General features: G+C 54.5%; 13 protein-coding genes. 3 read left to right on the plus strand and 10 right to left on the minus strand.

Going from position 1 to position 15,252, the window contains the following annotated elements:
• Positions 1-104: 104 nt before the first annotated feature.
• A complete protein-coding gene (locus MKMG_RS04990; protein WP_165076300.1) occupies positions 105-1,481 on the minus strand; it encodes a response regulator in 1,377 nt (458 codons plus the stop codon).
• 78 nt (positions 1,482-1,559) lie between these two features.
• The gene (locus MKMG_RS04995) at positions 1,560-2,423 is read right to left on the minus strand and encodes a nucleoside 2-deoxyribosyltransferase (protein WP_165076302.1); all 864 of its coding nucleotides are present in this window, start codon (positions 2,421-2,423) and stop codon (positions 1,560-1,562) included.
• A 36-nt stretch (positions 2,424-2,459) separates the two neighbouring features.
• On the opposite strand from MKMG_RS04995, the gene MKMG_RS05000 reads away from it, so the two are divergent.
• Complete coding sequence (locus tag MKMG_RS05000; RefSeq protein WP_165076303.1) at positions 2,460-2,951, plus strand: DUF367 family protein; 492 nt, start codon at positions 2,460-2,462, stop codon at positions 2,949-2,951.
• Here MKMG_RS05000 and MKMG_RS05005 read toward each other — a convergent pair whose 3' ends face one another.
• A complete protein-coding gene (locus MKMG_RS05005) occupies positions 2,952-3,179 on the minus strand; it encodes a 2TM domain-containing protein (RefSeq protein ID WP_165076304.1) in 228 nt (75 codons plus the stop codon). It lies immediately after the preceding gene.
• Between the two features lie 154 nt (positions 3,180-3,333).
• Here MKMG_RS05005 and MKMG_RS05010 point away from each other — a divergent pair, with 154 nt between their 5' ends.
• A complete protein-coding gene (locus MKMG_RS05010; protein WP_165076305.1) occupies positions 3,334-3,957 on the plus strand; it encodes a class I SAM-dependent methyltransferase in 624 nt (207 codons plus the stop codon).
• 4 nt (positions 3,958-3,961) lie between these two features.
• On the opposite strand, the gene MKMG_RS05015 is transcribed toward MKMG_RS05010, so the two are convergent.
• The 7 genes from MKMG_RS05015 to MKMG_RS05045 form a co-directional block, all read right to left on the minus strand.
• Positions 3,962-5,869 carry an Nramp family divalent metal transporter gene (locus MKMG_RS05015; protein ID WP_165076306.1) on the minus strand — a complete coding sequence of 636 codons (1,908 nt, stop codon included), beginning with the start codon at positions 5,867-5,869 and terminating at the stop codon, positions 3,962-3,964.
• Between the two features lie 63 nt (positions 5,870-5,932).
• Entirely contained in the window at positions 5,933-7,015 is a 1,083-nt protein-coding gene (locus MKMG_RS05020) for a histidine kinase dimerization/phosphoacceptor domain -containing protein (RefSeq protein ID WP_165076307.1), read from the minus strand.
• 215 nt (positions 7,016-7,230) lie between these two features.
• Positions 7,231-7,740, minus strand: a complete 510-nt coding sequence (gene msrA, locus MKMG_RS05025) for a peptide-methionine (S)-S-oxide reductase MsrA (protein WP_165076308.1) — start codon at positions 7,738-7,740, stop codon at positions 7,231-7,233.
• A gap of 84 nt (positions 7,741-7,824) precedes the next feature.
• The gene (locus MKMG_RS05030) at positions 7,825-8,286 is read right to left on the minus strand and encodes a chemotaxis protein CheW (RefSeq protein WP_165076309.1); all 462 of its coding nucleotides are present in this window, start codon (positions 8,284-8,286) and stop codon (positions 7,825-7,827) included.
• A 12-nt stretch (positions 8,287-8,298) separates the two neighbouring features.
• Positions 8,299-10,575, minus strand: coding sequence for a methyl-accepting chemotaxis protein (locus MKMG_RS05035; RefSeq protein ID WP_165076310.1), 2,277 nt, complete (start codon positions 10,573-10,575; stop codon positions 8,299-8,301).
• Positions 10,576-10,829: 254 nt separating this feature from the next.
• Positions 10,830-11,972 carry a hypothetical protein gene (locus MKMG_RS05040; RefSeq protein ID WP_165076311.1) on the minus strand — a complete coding sequence of 381 codons (1,143 nt, stop codon included), beginning with the start codon at positions 11,970-11,972 and terminating at the stop codon, positions 10,830-10,832.
• 180 nt (positions 11,973-12,152) lie between these two features.
• The gene (locus tag MKMG_RS05045) at positions 12,153-12,785 is read right to left on the minus strand and encodes a PH domain-containing protein (RefSeq protein ID WP_165076313.1); all 633 of its coding nucleotides are present in this window, start codon (positions 12,783-12,785) and stop codon (positions 12,153-12,155) included.
• A gap of 751 nt (positions 12,786-13,536) precedes the next feature.
• Here MKMG_RS05045 and MKMG_RS05050 point away from each other — a divergent pair.
• The coding region (locus tag MKMG_RS05050; RefSeq protein WP_165076315.1) for a PEGA domain-containing protein at positions 13,537-15,252 on the plus strand (1,716 nt) is incomplete at its 3' end.

Consider the following 15,252-nt stretch of genomic DNA (forward strand, 5'->3'; position numbering starts at 1 on the left):
AAAGACCTCAGGAGTTCCATTACATCACTTTGATCCACCGGAGATCCGGTATCCTGAACATTAACTACTAAAGAGCATATCTCTACAATGCGGATCATTCCGGCTCATACCCGACGGTTCTTTTCAATCTCAATGAGCCTGAGGTCAACATCACCAAGGATCCGGTTCGCCTCAGCCAGCTGTTCATTTGCCATGTCATGAAAGGCCGGCCCCTTCTCATAGGCCCGTGACATCGCAAGAACCGTCTCTTTGAGGGCAGCACACAGCTCCCCGATTCCCTCAATCGCGGCATCCGTGTTTCGTGACTCCCCCAGCGCACGTTCACACTGCCGCATCGCCAGGGTCTCTGCGGTGACATCGCGGATATGCAGTGCCACGCAACGCGATGACCTGCCCGTATCGCCACCCACCGGAAGATACCGGATGGCATAGACAATGCTGCCGGTCGAGTATTTCACCATCTTTTCACGGGTCACCGCCTGATTATCGGCAAGGATCTCATGGAAGAATGCCGGGCTACCGATAAATGACTCAGGCAGCACCCTGGTGATGGGGGGGGCCACACCACTGATGCCATGTCCCAGACGCTCACAGAGTGAGGAGAAGAGATCATTAAAGAGAATCACCCCCCCGTCTTCTGCCGCACAGGCAAAGGGATCAGGGATCGCCTGCACAAGTGCCGCCGCACTCCGGTAGCCGCCTGCCCGCCCTTCAGTATCGGGAGTATACGGTTCAATAAGACAGGCAATATTCTGGATCTGCAGACTTTCCTTCTCCTGAATAAGGGCAGTGCTCAGATGGGCAAGCATATCCCCGCCGGATTTCATCCCGACCCGGATAGTGGAGGGGAAGGAGATCATGGAGCCTGCGCCATACTCTGAGGAGACGAGCAGTTTCTCAATCAGGAGGTCGCGGCCGGGCACAGAGACCCCGAAGGCCGTGAAGAACGGCACACCCTCCACATCAGAGAGCTGGTAGCCTGTCAGCCGTTCGGCCTCAAGGTTGAGGCGTTCGATGCGGCCCTGCGGGTCAGTGATCACCATTGCCCCGGCAATCATATTGATGGCGGAATCCACCATCTCCGGGCTGCCATCCAGCCTGTTCTTCACACGATGTTTGTGCAGGGCCATCTCGATATTGGAGTAGAGATCACGCTCATTGAACGGTTTAATGATATACCCATAGGGCTGGGTGCGAATGGCACGTGAGAGGGTCCCCTGATCGGAATGAGCGGTCATGTAGATGACCGGAATGTCATAGCTCCGGGCGATGAGATCAGAGGCCTCGATGCCGTCCATCTCACCCTTCAGGTGGATATCCATCAGCACAACGTCCGGCCGGAGTTTTCCGGCGCTACGGACGGCATCCTCACCGCGAAGTTCATTCCCGACGACCGTATACCCCAGGTGCTCAAGCGTCTCCCTGAGCTCCATTGCAATGATCACCTCATCTTCCACAATCAGAATGCTCTGCCGACCCATGTCATATCCCCGGAACCGATATGCTGCCGGCCCCTTATATACCTGAACTGTCGGTCAGCAGAGAAATAATAATTGGCATCATATGTTGCCTGTGGTGGTATCATCCCGCAGCGGGCAGAGACGTGGGGAGAAGAGAAGGCGGGGCAGCATCTCTGCCCTGTCCGTCACACGGGCGGCCTCCTCAAGCATCAGGTTGACCCGTTCAGAGGCACCGACCTGCCGAAAATCGGTGCGCAGGCCAATGACAGGAATGCCCTGTGCATAGGTATACCCCATCTCCCAGGCAGTGCCGGAGTCTGCATCTGCCCCGTCGATGATTGCCACCACCACATCTGCTGCAGCGAGGGCCGCCAGATTCTCCGCAAAGATGTCTGATGTGTGATCAGACGAGCGTTCGGCAGACGAATCGCCACATTCCTGCGGCAGGTGCACGGCAAAGAAATGCTCCCTGAGGAGGGCGGCAACCGAGCGATTATATGCCAGTTCGGCCTCTGAGAAGAGCGGGGCTGCGAGGTAAACCCGGTAGCGTGCAAAGTCACAGACGTCCAGTGCAGGTATCTCCGGGAACCGGGAGAGAAATACACCACGGCCCGGCTGACGGAGATCAGTCCGGTACCACCGGTTCACCCCGCAGACGGGGGACGAGTCCACACCCACGATACAGAGAGGCTCCCCCCGTTCCCGGATGACGGCACGGACCGCCTCCTCAGAACGGCCCATGACTGCCGCAAATGCCGGGGTATCAAGCCGGCCCACATAGGGTCCGGGCGGGTGATCAGGTCCCAGGTATTGAGTCTCAGAACAGGGCATCATCACGGCATCAATGCCAAACGCACGGCAACGCTCCTGTGCCCGGGCAAACGCCAAAAGATCCGCGTCTTTCGTGATACCCACCGCACGGAGGGACGGCGCTGCGATGCAGGGGCACATAAGTACATACATTGATTATTCACTATGGGGACATCCATTAGATAAAGGATGATTCCTCTCTTTGCCTACCGCGACAATTCCTGCGATCCCCGGCGTTGTTCGGTGAAAAAACTCGAGCGGCGCGGATGCGTGCGGGTCTACTCAAGGGTGGACAGAATACCCCGCTCAAGCCTGATCCTCGACCCCTCGGCACCGCAGGCACTCTCACCTGCCGACAGAAAACCAAAGTCCATCACTGCCCTCGACTGTTCCTGGGAGGTCTTCGAGAAGATTCAGGTCACACGCTGGCCCCTGCGCCGGGCACTGCCGTTTCTCGTTGCTGCAAACCCCGGTCACTTCGGCAGGCCGTTTATGCTCAACTCGGTCGAGGCGTTTGCAGCAGCCCTTGTCATCCTGGGAGAAGAAGAACAGGCAGAGCAGATTCTCTCGGCCTTCAGCTGGGGCATCAGATTTCTTGAGGTGAACCATGACCCGCTCACCGAGTATGCGGCCGCAAAAGACTCCGCAGAGGTCGTTGAAATCCAGTCCTGTTATCTCTGATTACTGTTTCCGTGCTGAATAGACATTCCAGGCGTTCCATAACAGGAGGAGGCCCCAGAGCAGGGCAATCCATAATACCCAGAGAGAATCGGGGGCAGTCCTGAGGTTCACCGCCAAGAGGACGAGCACCACACCCAGGTAGAGCACTGCGTGATACACCAGCCCCCGCACAGGAGGGTCTGCAAGCATCCCGCTGCCGCTGTTTTCTGTAACATTCTCTTCCTGCATAGATATGTTCTCATTCACCGTCAGGGTTCAAAGAGGCTGTGGAAGAAGAGAGAACGAGGCATCTCAGCAACACGGATATGGGGTGTAGAGAAACCATATACCACAATACTGCCTGCGGGCGTTATGCTGCCGGGCAGGAAAGGAAGAGACAGAGATGGAACCATGGGAGAACAATTACCGGCAGAGAGGCGCCCTCTGGCAGGGAGCAGCCACCGGCATACCGTCCTTTTCGCCCGGCACACGGGTGCTGGAGACAGGATGCGGCAACGGCAAGACGCTCTCCACACTCTGCCGTGACGGATGCGATGCAACCGGCTGCGACATCGCCACATCCGCCCTTGGGCTTGCACGGGCGGCCGTGCCCGCCGCCTGCCTCGTGCAGGCAGATGTCCGGTCTCTCCCCTTTTCCGATGCCGCATTTGACGCCGTCCTTGCCGTCCACATCATCGGTGCACTCGGAGAAGAGGACCGCTGCCGGGCGGCAGCGGAGTTCGGGCGTGTGCTTGTTCCCGGTGGCACACTCTTCTTCCGCGAATTCTCCGTATCCGATTTTCGCTGTGGTAAAGGCAGGCCTGCAGAGAAGAACAGTTTTCTCCGCGGGGACGGCGTGCAAACCCACTACTTCACCCACCCCGAGGTCCGCTCCCTCTTTCCAGAAGAGATATGGGAAGGAGATATACAGGCCGACAGATGGGAGATGCGGGTACGCGGTGTCAGCTACCCGCGGGAAGTCTTCTCCGGCCTCTTCCGAAAAATCAACGCAGAAGACGACTACTAACCGCTCACTTGCTCTCTTCCGGATCTTCCGGCATCTCTTTTGTTCGCCGCTTCTTCAGCGACAGGTACTCCGTATGCTCCAGCATCTCATAGCCGCGTTCCCTGAGAATGGAGAGGAAGAGGACCAGACCAAGGGCATTTGCAACGGCCATCGGCAGATAGGTCTCCCGGATGATCTGCCACATCGCAAGCGAGTCCCAGCCACCGGCAAAGAGGGGTATGAGGATGAATACATGCAGGAATTCAACCCCACACGCGAGGACAATCAGCCGCCAGTAGGTGAGATGGTTCCGGAACATCCTGGCGGCGTATGCCGCGATGACACCGGCACATATGGCGGATACCGCACTGCCCACGGCCCCCAGCCCCCCCTCGCTCAGCCGGAAGAGAGCGGCGATGAGACCGACACACCCACCGACAACCGGCCCGCCGAGGATGCCTGCCACCATCGGGCCGAGGTCAGCGAAATCGATGATCACCCCGTTATAGAGAATCCCCCGGCATATCCCATAGAGGGCCAGCACCCCAAAGCTAAGAATCATCCAGCCACGGTCTTCCAGCGTCCCCCTGCCGGTGACGAGGCGTTCAAAGAGGGAGGTCTTCGTGAAGGCATAGATGAGAATCGCAACCACCGCCACATGTTCCACCAACGGCAGGCCGAAGGTGAGGAGTGACCGTTCGGTGATGAGGGCAATGCCAAGAAAGAGAACGCTCCCACAGCCGACGGTGAGCACCCAGAGGGATGAACCCCTGGCATAGACCGGGAGGCGGCGGTCGAGGTATATGAGCATAAACCCAAGCAGGCCGAACATCACCGACGATACGGCCGCCACCGCCCGGATAAGAGATGTCGTCTCACCCGAAAGGATACCTGCCGTAATGATGAACGCAAAGGCAATAAGCACCATCCGGTAGAGGGTCCGCTCATCAAACCGGGTGGCCGATGCCCGTGATACCACCGAAGAGACCGCCCGTGCACGCCCGTCCATACCCGATATCAGAGCACCGGTGAGGATGACGAACGCCACAAACATCACCGTATTCATCCCGCCCGGGATCTTGCCAAACGATGCATAGAGCACTTCGGTGACCACCCCCACACCGACCTCGGTGAGATGTTCATGCACAAATCCCCAGAATCCGAGTGTCATGAAGATGAGGGCAACCACACCGACAAGCAGGAAGGCCAGGACAAGATCAAGGTTCACGCTCTTCATGTGGCTCGCGAAGTAGGCCTCACCATGCCGGTCTCCCATCTTCTCGTGCAGCCAGACCGAGTAGAGCAGAAGGTTCAGACCTGAACCCACCACACCAAGAAGGGCCATCGTCTCGATGAGGGCCCCGTCCGGGACGGAGGGGATACAACCCTGAGCAATGGCAGCCAGAGGAAACGGCAGTGTGAGAATGAGGGCCGCAAGGCCTGCAAACATCACCACCGATATGAGGAGGATGATATGTTCAAGGCGTTCATAGGAGTCTTTCCAGAGCACAAGCAGGATAAAGATGAGGAGGGCAAAGGCATACGCCGCAGGTGCCGCTGCCGGGATGACTTTTGCAAGCATGCTGCCTGCAAAGAGGGCGATGCCTCCGAATCCCACCATCTCAAAGAAGTAGATGGCCACAATGAAGGTGACCTCCCAGTTCTTCGGGCCCGGAATGCTGCGCAGGCCGTCAAATATAGATGTGCCGGTCGCAACCGTGTAGCGGGCAATGCCGTTTGTGAATGCAAACTTGAAGATGAGGGCCGCAGCAATGACCCAGAACAGGGCAAAACCGTGCTCATACCCTGCCGCGATGAGTTCGGTGATGCCACTCTCCCCGGACGCCTCAATAGCGAGAATCAGGCCGGGGCCAATGAAAAAGAGCATTGCTGCAATCCCTGGCGGGATGCGGCGCCTGAGTCCGGAGATCATGGTATTGTTCCTGATAAATATCAGTAAGATAGGTTCAGGAGAGAGTCAATATCTCTTTTGAATTTATTCTGTGTACGGAAAGACGATGCTGAAGGTGAGACCGCCCTCTTCTGAGACCGTGAGTGTGCCGTCAATCTGGGTGATCAGGTTTTTCACAAGCTGCATCCCCAGCGTCTCATCGCTCTCCAGATCAACACCGGATTTTGTCGCAGACCCGCTATCCGAGACAACCAGACGGATCAGTCCCCTCCGGCAGTAGTCCATGGAGACGACAATCTCGCCGCTTTCCCCCTGGACAAACCCGTATTTCAGGGCATTGGTGATGAGTTCATTGATGATGATACCGCAGGGAATGCAGGTATCGACGTCCAGGCAAATTTTTGGGTCACAGCGGGCGATGATCTCCACCCGTTCCATACCGCAGGGCTTCTGAGCCGAAAGACTCCTGACAATGGAGGGCACATATTCAGCCATCCGTATCGTCACAAGATCATCTGAACGATAGAGGTATTCATGGATTAAGGCCATTGATGCGATACGGTTTATACAGTCCTCCAGGATCTCCTTTGTCTCAGGATCTGCGGTACGGTAACTGTGCATCCTGAGAATGCTTGATATCAGCTGGAGATTGTTTTTGACCCGGTGATGCACCTCCTGGATGAGGATATCCTTTTCATCGGGTCTCCTCTTCGGTGACCGGACAACGGCAGCGTGAGACCGCTGCTGCCCTTCCTCCTGCTGTTGCCGTGCGGAGGCAGCATACTTCCGGGCAGCCTTCTTTATCGTGAGACTGAGTTCGATATAGAACTTAAACCGGTTCTTTCCGCGGTTCAGGAAGGAATCGGTGCCCCGGTTGATGGCTTCAATGACCACCCCTTCGGTGTCATCCCCCACAATGATGAACGGGATCTGCTTTCCCTGCGAGCGGAGAATGTCCGGAAACGAGAGGCCGTCGGTCCCTTTCAGGTGATATTCCCAGACGACGACGTGATATTCATTTTTATAGAGCAGGTCCAGGGCCTCCTCTGTGGAGAAGGCAAAATCAATGGATATCTCCCCGGACTTCTGCAGAAAATGGTCAAATCCTTCACATGCCCTGAGGTCATCAGCAACATACAGCACTGGAATAGCACGTTTCATCATCATTCGCATACACCCGGACACGCCCCTTTTGGGCCAGCTATCGAATACCTTTGCATTCTCATTGGATAAATATATGGAAATCTGCTGTAATGCAGGCATCCGGCCACAGATAGGGCATAAAAAGCATATTATCAGCCAGAATTGATCCGAATCAGATACGGCATTCAAATATATCCGGATTATGAAACTGAACAGATTTTTGCTGAACAATTCTTTTTTCAGAACAGGGGGTGCCGGTAGCGGTTTCCCAGTTTCTCATAATACTGCTGGTGGCAGTCCTCAGCAGGCCAGAATGTCACCGCGGGCAGCACGGCAGTCACAACCGGACCGGTATACTTCCCGGATGCCTCCTCTTCACGGATGAATGCCCGTGCCGTCCAACAGTCCTCTTCTGTGTGGCAGAAGATGACCGACCGGTACTGGGAGCCGTCAAAACCGGCCTGCGACTCCTCTGATGCAGGGTCGTGCAGACCAAAAAAACGGCTGAGAATTGCGGCTAAAGATATGATCGCCGGATCATAGGCAACACGGACCGCCTCTGCATGGCCCGTCTCTCCGGTGCTGACGCTGGTATAATCCGGGTGTTCCTCATCCCCTCCGGTATACCCGACCACAGTGGCAAGGATGCCAAAAACTCCGCGGAAGCCTGCCTCAATATTCCAGAAACAGCCGCCTGCGAGGGTGACCTGGCATACCGCCGGGCCGGTGTCAGTGACAGCACTCTCCATGTACGTGAAGATTGGTTGTCTCCTGCAAAAAAATCTGACTATTTTTTTTGAGAAATTTACGGGTGAAAACAAAAGAGGGGATGATCAGGAGAGAACCTGGCTAAGAACCTTATACATGTCCACCCAGATGATCAAACGCATTGTATCGGTGGCATCATCTTTCACCTTGATGATGCCCTTCACATACTCGGTCAGATCACTGGAGAGACTCTCTCCCAGTGCCTCCACATCCTTCTCATCCACCTGCATCACGCTGCACACATCATCGACAGTGATGCCGACATTTGACCCCTGAGATGCCTCCGGCATGAGGACGATTATTCTCTGCGTCTCAGATGCAACCGCCTCAGGGAGTCCGATGAGCCTGCTGAGATTGAGGATATTGGTGACCTCTCCCCTGAGGTTGGTTACACCGGTGATATAATCCGGTGACCCGGGGATGGGGGTGATCGTCATCATATCGACGATCTCCCTTGCAATCTGGACATCTATTGCATAATACCCGCCTGCAATCCTGAATTCCACAACATCGGTGAGCTTTGACATCCGTTGCCCCCCTCATTCTGTCCGGAATACGTCGACCATCGTCCGCAGTTTTTCTGTCATCTGTGTCACTTCATAGGTGCCGCTGCCAACCTCCTCAGTGGAAGCCGCCACCTCTTCAGTCACCGCTGCGACATCATCGATGCGGGCCATATTCTCCTTGGTGAGGGTCGTTGTCTCCTCTATCTTCTCCATCACACGGTTCGTTGCATTCGCCTGATCATCGGTGGCACGGGCAATCTCATGGATACCCTCTGAAGCCTCCTGGGCACCGCTGACGATCTCGTTTAAGGACGCGATGGTCTGATGGACACTCTCCATGCTGGCCTGGATCTCTTTGTAGGCAGACTTCATGGAAGCTGCTGTGGTATTGGAGTCATGCTGGATGCCTTCGATAAGCTCTTCAATGGAGCCGGTGGCAGCCTTGGACTCAGCAGCCAGATTTTTCACCTCACCTGCCACCACAGCAAACCCACGGCCGTGTTCACCCGCACGTGCGGCCTCAATCGCGGCGTTCAGGGCGAGGAGATTTGTCTGGCTGGAGATATCATTGATGAGTTTAACAATCTTTGAGATCTCAGCCATCTTCTTGTTGAGCTGCTCAATCTGGATGACACTCTCTTCTGAGATCTTCTCCACCGCATTCATCTTATTGTTGGTCTCTTTACCCATGGCGGAGGCCTCATTGCCCATCCGTGAAACATGATCTGCCTGGGACATCACTTCCTGTGACGTGGAGGCGATCTCCTCAATGGAGGCAGAGAGGTCAGAGACCTCACGTGCCACAACCTCGACTGCTTCAAGCTGGCGGTGGGATGCCTCTGCTAAGTGCTGGCTGGAGACTGCCACATCTTCCATTGCCTTTGCAATCTCCTCAACACCGCGGGAGGCATCGGCCATGTTTGCGTCCACATTGTCAACGCCGGTCTTCACATCACTGAGTGCACTGCCCACATTGATACCCACATTATTGATGGCATTCTTCAGTTTGAGGAAGTCCCCTTCAGCTGTAACAGCATCACTGAACCGTTTTGAGAAGTCCTTATCTGCATACACCTTCAGGACGCGGTAGGACTCATTGACCGGCCCGAAGATCGCCTCAAGGACATTGTTTAAGCCCTCGGTGATGACCGCATAGACGCCTTCAAACTGCTCCGGGTGTGCCCGTGCCCTGCTGTTGCCTTTCTGCATCGCCTTCATGGTACCGACGAAGTCCTCCACCATGTCCCCGATCGCCTGCTGTGCCGCGGCGAGGCTCGCATTCATCTCCACGAATAGGAGACCGGCATCGGCGGTGTAGTCATTGGTCTCTCCGACCGTCAGGTCGAACGAACGGGTGTCACCATGGGCGAGGAGGCTCAGATTTGCCGCCTGCCGGGTGATCTCATGGTCAATGAACTGAGAGAGCGCCCGTTCGGGAGTGAGATCCTGATAGATGTAGTAGTTGACATCAATCTCGCCGTCGTCATCGAGAATGGGCGTCTGGAAGAGCCGCAGGTACGACTTCTCACCGTTCTCCCATGCAATCTCCATGTCGGTGACCGCCTTCTGCTTTGTCTCGTAGGAGGCGTAGAAGTCGTCACCGCCGACGATGTTGATATCAAAGTCGTAGAGTTTCTTGGCCATCAGATCATCGTAGCCCCCGCGCCAGATCTGCTGATACTCCTCGTTTAAGTCGAGGCGGTGCTTGTCGGGGGCAAGCACGGTGATGCCCTGCGGGTTCTGCTTGAGGAAGGCGTCCGCACGCTTCTGCAGCCTCCGTAAATCTTCCTGCTCCCCGACGATCGCGGTCTGGTCCATGAAGATGTGGTAGACCACACTGATACCACCTTCACCGTCACTGACAGGGATCTGATAGAGTTTCAGGTAGTTCTTGCTCCCGTCATCCCATGCGACCACCAGATCACTCTCTGAATTCTTCTTGGTCTCATGGGAGGCAAAGAGGCTGTCACCGTCAAGAATTGTGATATCAAAGTCAGACAATGACTTTTTTATCAGGGTCTCACATGAATCGCGAAAGAGGTCACAGTAGTGATCATTGAGCATCAGGCAGGTGCCGTCTGCACTATATATGGCCAGAGGGTGGGGATAGTTTGCAATGAATTCGTCAACCCCCCGGAGCATATCCTTATACTCGGCAGACTTCTTCATCTGCCCGATTGCATTCTCTACAAGTCCGACAAGTTTCTGTGTATCAGGGTCTGTGTCCACCTGACTGAGCTGACTGAGGGAGGAGGTAAAATCCCCGTCCAGTGCACGACACAGTGCATCTTCTATTATTTGAACTGACATGGTAACCACTAAGGTTCACTTGTGTATCTGCATGGAACAGGGAGAGACATAATCCGTCAGAGGCATACAGATACGTTAGGTATATTTATCCTCTCATTCAATCCATCAAAAAGTATTCTATTTGGCACCAATTGAGATACAGGCAGAAAATATGGGTTATACTGAGAATGACAGGCAAAAACCGGATTTCTGGTTTGCACACCAATAACCTGCCACCGGAACAGAATAAAAAAAGAAAGAGAGAAAGAAAATCCTCAGCGCTGCCGGTAGATCAGGTATCCGGCACCGAATGCTGCGAGAATAACAAAGATAAACATCCACGCGTCAGAGAAGTCGGTCTCCTTACCTGTCTCATGGAAGGTAAAAAAAGAGATCTCACCGTTCTCTCCTGCGGCAGCAAACCCGTCACTGGTGGGGATAAATGCCCGGACAGGGATGTCTCCAAACCAGTGCATCCACTCCTCCTTTCCGTCCGGGGAGACGCCCATCGCAAGAAACTGCGGGTCACCGTTCACAAGGCTGGCATCATAGCCCAGCAGATAGTAACCGCCGCTGGGGGCCGCATCCGCATAATATATCAGTTCCATCCGTTTGGGATAGGAAAAGACCTCAGTCGCGGCACCGGTGGCATTCAGGATGAGCACTGCCGCCTCATCTGCCGTGGTGAGGGCAGGGGCGATATACCCGCCGTTGGGAAGGGGATTGATGTTCACCACATACCCGATACCCTCCTCACCATACCGTTCTTCCCAGATGACATTGCCCTCTTCGTCCAGGTACATCACCAGCCCCGCAGAGTCAGCAGAGGTGATCAGGGGTCTGGCATAGCCGGCCGCGATGTATCCGCCATCAACCGCCTTCACAGACTGGATACGTCCGAGACCGGCACCCGAGGTGTCAGCATAGGACCTGTTCCAGAGGGGTGTGCCGTCTGCGTCCAGCCGGTAGATGGTCGGGTTCAGGTAGTTTGCGGCGGCAATGATACCACCTGCAGGGACGGCATCCACCGATGACACTTCACCGCAGGGCACATGCCATGTCCACAGGATCTCACCTTTCGGACTGACTCCCGCGAAGTCATGGGTATCGGTGAATACACTATACCCGTCCTCATTCTCCTGAACATAGCGGATGACCGAGGCATTTCCTATGGCAACTGTCATATTGCCGGTGACTGTCCCGTCTGCTGCGACAAACCAGACGGCCGGGCCGTCCTCTGTGGCACCCGCGGCAATAAATCCGCCTGCAGCAGGCGATTCGGTGAAGGCCGCCAGCTCCGAGGCACCGTCAATCGTGACTGTCCGGTTCAGGTCAGGCGGCTGGATTGCCACAGCAGCCCCGCAGACGAGGAACAGGGACATACAGACAAGTAACGTCAGTCTCGCATACACTCTCATTATGAGAATGGTTGTCCGCCGGTGCTAATAGCATTCTCCCTTTTTCCCCTCCCTATCTTCATCCTGCCGGTGCACTCCCATTCATCAATCCCCGATACCGGGGAAAAAGGAAAGACGTGGGAAGAAAAGGGAAGACCGCACAAAAAAACGAAGAAATGAGTGAAGAATTGTTCCTTTCGATTACTGCATCTTATCTTCGATTCTCTTCAGAACCACTGCAATCTCCCGGAGTTCCTGCAGCACGGCAGCATCCGCTCCCTGCCCTGTCCGGGATGCTGCTGAGACGGATGCGGGGCCTGCGGTGGTCTCCGCACCGGTGACGGCGGCAACAGGGTGACCGGACCGTACGAAGTCCATAATGACGGCACGAAGAGGTTCGGGATCACGGATGCCCTGGAGTTTAATCTCTGCAAGCTGGTTTGCCGAGTAGCCGGCGGTCTGGATGCGCAGGTTTGATATACCAAAGAGCCGCATCACAGGGCCCTGGATGATGTCTACGTTGGTGATACGGTTGTAGGGAACGATGCCGGTCTGTTTCCAGAGGACGCCGCGGCCCCAGGTCATCTCAGTCGGGGTGAGAAGGTAGCGGATCGTTTCATAATAGAGGTGGGCCCAGAGGCTGCCCGCCACGGCAAAGACCGCAAAAATTCCTGCTATCACTGCGAGGACACTGCCCCCTCCTTCCTCCATGATGACAAATGCCATCAGGCCCAGGAAAAATACGGGGATCAGCATACTGCATGCGGTCACTACGATCAGGTAGGGCCGGAAGGACGGGTCTGGGGTAAACGTGGTGTCAATCTGAACAGACATGCATACCCTCTCTGCTACCAGACGTAATCACGGTTTGCCTGAACAACGACGCGGGCACAGAGAATATCTGAGCCACAAGTCATATTTTGCACAACAATGAAATGATCCCGTAATTTTGCTGCAACCCCCCAATTATTGCGTAATTTGTCTGAGAATTCACACAATCCATGACAGACAATTTCTGTATGCCGATGCCAGCGGAAATTTCATATTTACGAGTGGTATTTTCATGTGGTGAGATGATATGACAAACAGACCCAGCTACCGGGCAGATGCAGCAGAACCCTGTGATATCACCCTCAGCTGATATCACTTTTCTATCAGATCACTGTCAGGAGCAGGAGCAGCCCATATGGCCCTCCATACATCACTATATTTCTGATTGTAAAATAAAACGGACAGAAATGATATATCCCCCAGCCATCCCGGGAGGTATCGGATCAGACAGATCTTCACAGAATATTCACCGAATACGGGTTTTTAGAGAGAGATACGGCAGTAAAAAGAGTATTATTTAGGTTCCGGTGACCCGCACCACTGTATGAAAATAACCCCTGAAATATACGGAACGGGAAAAAACAAACTGATACGGGCGAAAAATCTTAATCATACCCTGTTATTTGCAGGATTTCCAATATATTAGCACATTTTTCAATAAAAAAAGATTTTATACGATAAAATGCTGCAATATAAAGTAATGGGTTAGATTTATAGCATCTGACATGTCGTAGTAGACTGGGGTGTGCCTACATTGAGGTATCAAAATTTAACATGGTATGTTGTCCTTCTGCTTACAGGAGGACTTTTATTCACACCGGTATCTGCCGGGGAGATATGGGACATAACGACTGCCGACGCTACAACTGATGTCGGCCGGTTTTCATCGCTTGCGATAGGAACCGATGACTGCCCGGCAGTCAGTTATCAGGATTATGAAGCAAGGGTTCTGAAGTATGCATGGAACGACGGCAGCGGGTGGCAGACGGACACCATCGATGCGGATAAAAGTGTGGGGTATCACACGTCACTCATCCTGGACGCTGAAAATCATGCGGCCATCTGTTATTATGATGCGATAAACGAAGACCTGAAGTATGCCCGTCATAACGGGATAGACTGGCAGATCACAACCATCGACACGGCGGGGGCAGTGGGATGGTATACCTCGCTTGCCTGGGACAATGACGGTCACCCGGCGGTCAGTTACCAGAATTTCTCCCAGCTTGATCTGAAATACGCCTGGAACGATGGCGCAGGCTGGGAGACTATGACCATCGATACTGCAGGAGATCTGGGGCAGTATTCTTCACTTGCCTTTGATGCAGCAGGGGCTCCCGCCATCAGTTATTATGATGCCACCAATGCTGACCTGAAGTTTGCCCGCCGCGACGGGACAGACTGGCAGATCACAACCATCGATGCTGCAGGAGAGGTGGGGCAGTATTCTTCACTTGCCTTTGATGCAGCGGGTGCTCCCAGCATCAGTTATTATGATGCCACCAACGCTGACCTGAAGTTTGCCCGCCACGACGGGACAGACTGGCAGATCACAACCATCGATGCTGCAGGAAATGCGGGTGAGTCTACCTCACTTGCATATGACACTACGGGTCATCCGGCCATCAGTTATACTGACACGTCCGCCGGTGATCTGAAGTATGCCCGCCTTGACGGGACAGCATGGCAGATCTCGACCATCGATACCGGAGAGGGGAAGTTCGAATATACATCCCTTGCCTTCGACACTACCAGTCATCCGGCCATCAGCTACTCTGATGAGACCACGGGAACTCTGAAGTACGCATCCTGTAGATTCACCGGCTCCCTGCAGGTCACATCAGTTCCGGCAGGAGCCGCCATATGGATTGACGGTCTGGATACAGGAGAACTGACGAACAGCACAATTACGCTTGCACCGGCTGACTATAATGTGACCGTTCTGCTTGCGGGGTATGAGGAACCGGCCATACAGACCGTCACCGTAGCAGACGGGGCAAACGTCGATGCTGTATTTAACCTCGTAACCATTCCTGAACCGCAGGGAGACCTTACAATCACATCAGTTCCCGCGGGGGCTGCGATATGGATTGACGGTCTGGATACAGGAGAAATAACAAACTACACATTTGCCCTCGCACCGGCTGACTATAATGTGACCGTTCAGCTCGCGGGGTATGAGGAACCGGCCATACAGACCGTCGCCGTCGCAGACGGGGCAAACGTCGATGCCGCATTTAACCTTGTAACCATTCCTGAACCGCAGGGGAACCTTACAATCACATCAGTTCCCGCAGGAGCCGCCATATGGATTGACGGTCTGGATACAGGAGAACTGACGAACAGCACAATTACGCTTGCACCGGCTGATTATAATGTGACCGTTCTGCTTGCGGGGTATGAGGAACCGGCCATACAGACCGTCACCGTAGCAGACGGGGCAAACGTCGATGCTGTATTTAACCTCGTA

This window comes from Methanogenium sp. MK-MG, from assembly GCF_009914725.1.
In the GTDB taxonomy this organism is placed as follows: Archaea; Halobacteriota; Methanomicrobia; order Methanomicrobiales; family Methanomicrobiaceae; genus Methanogenium.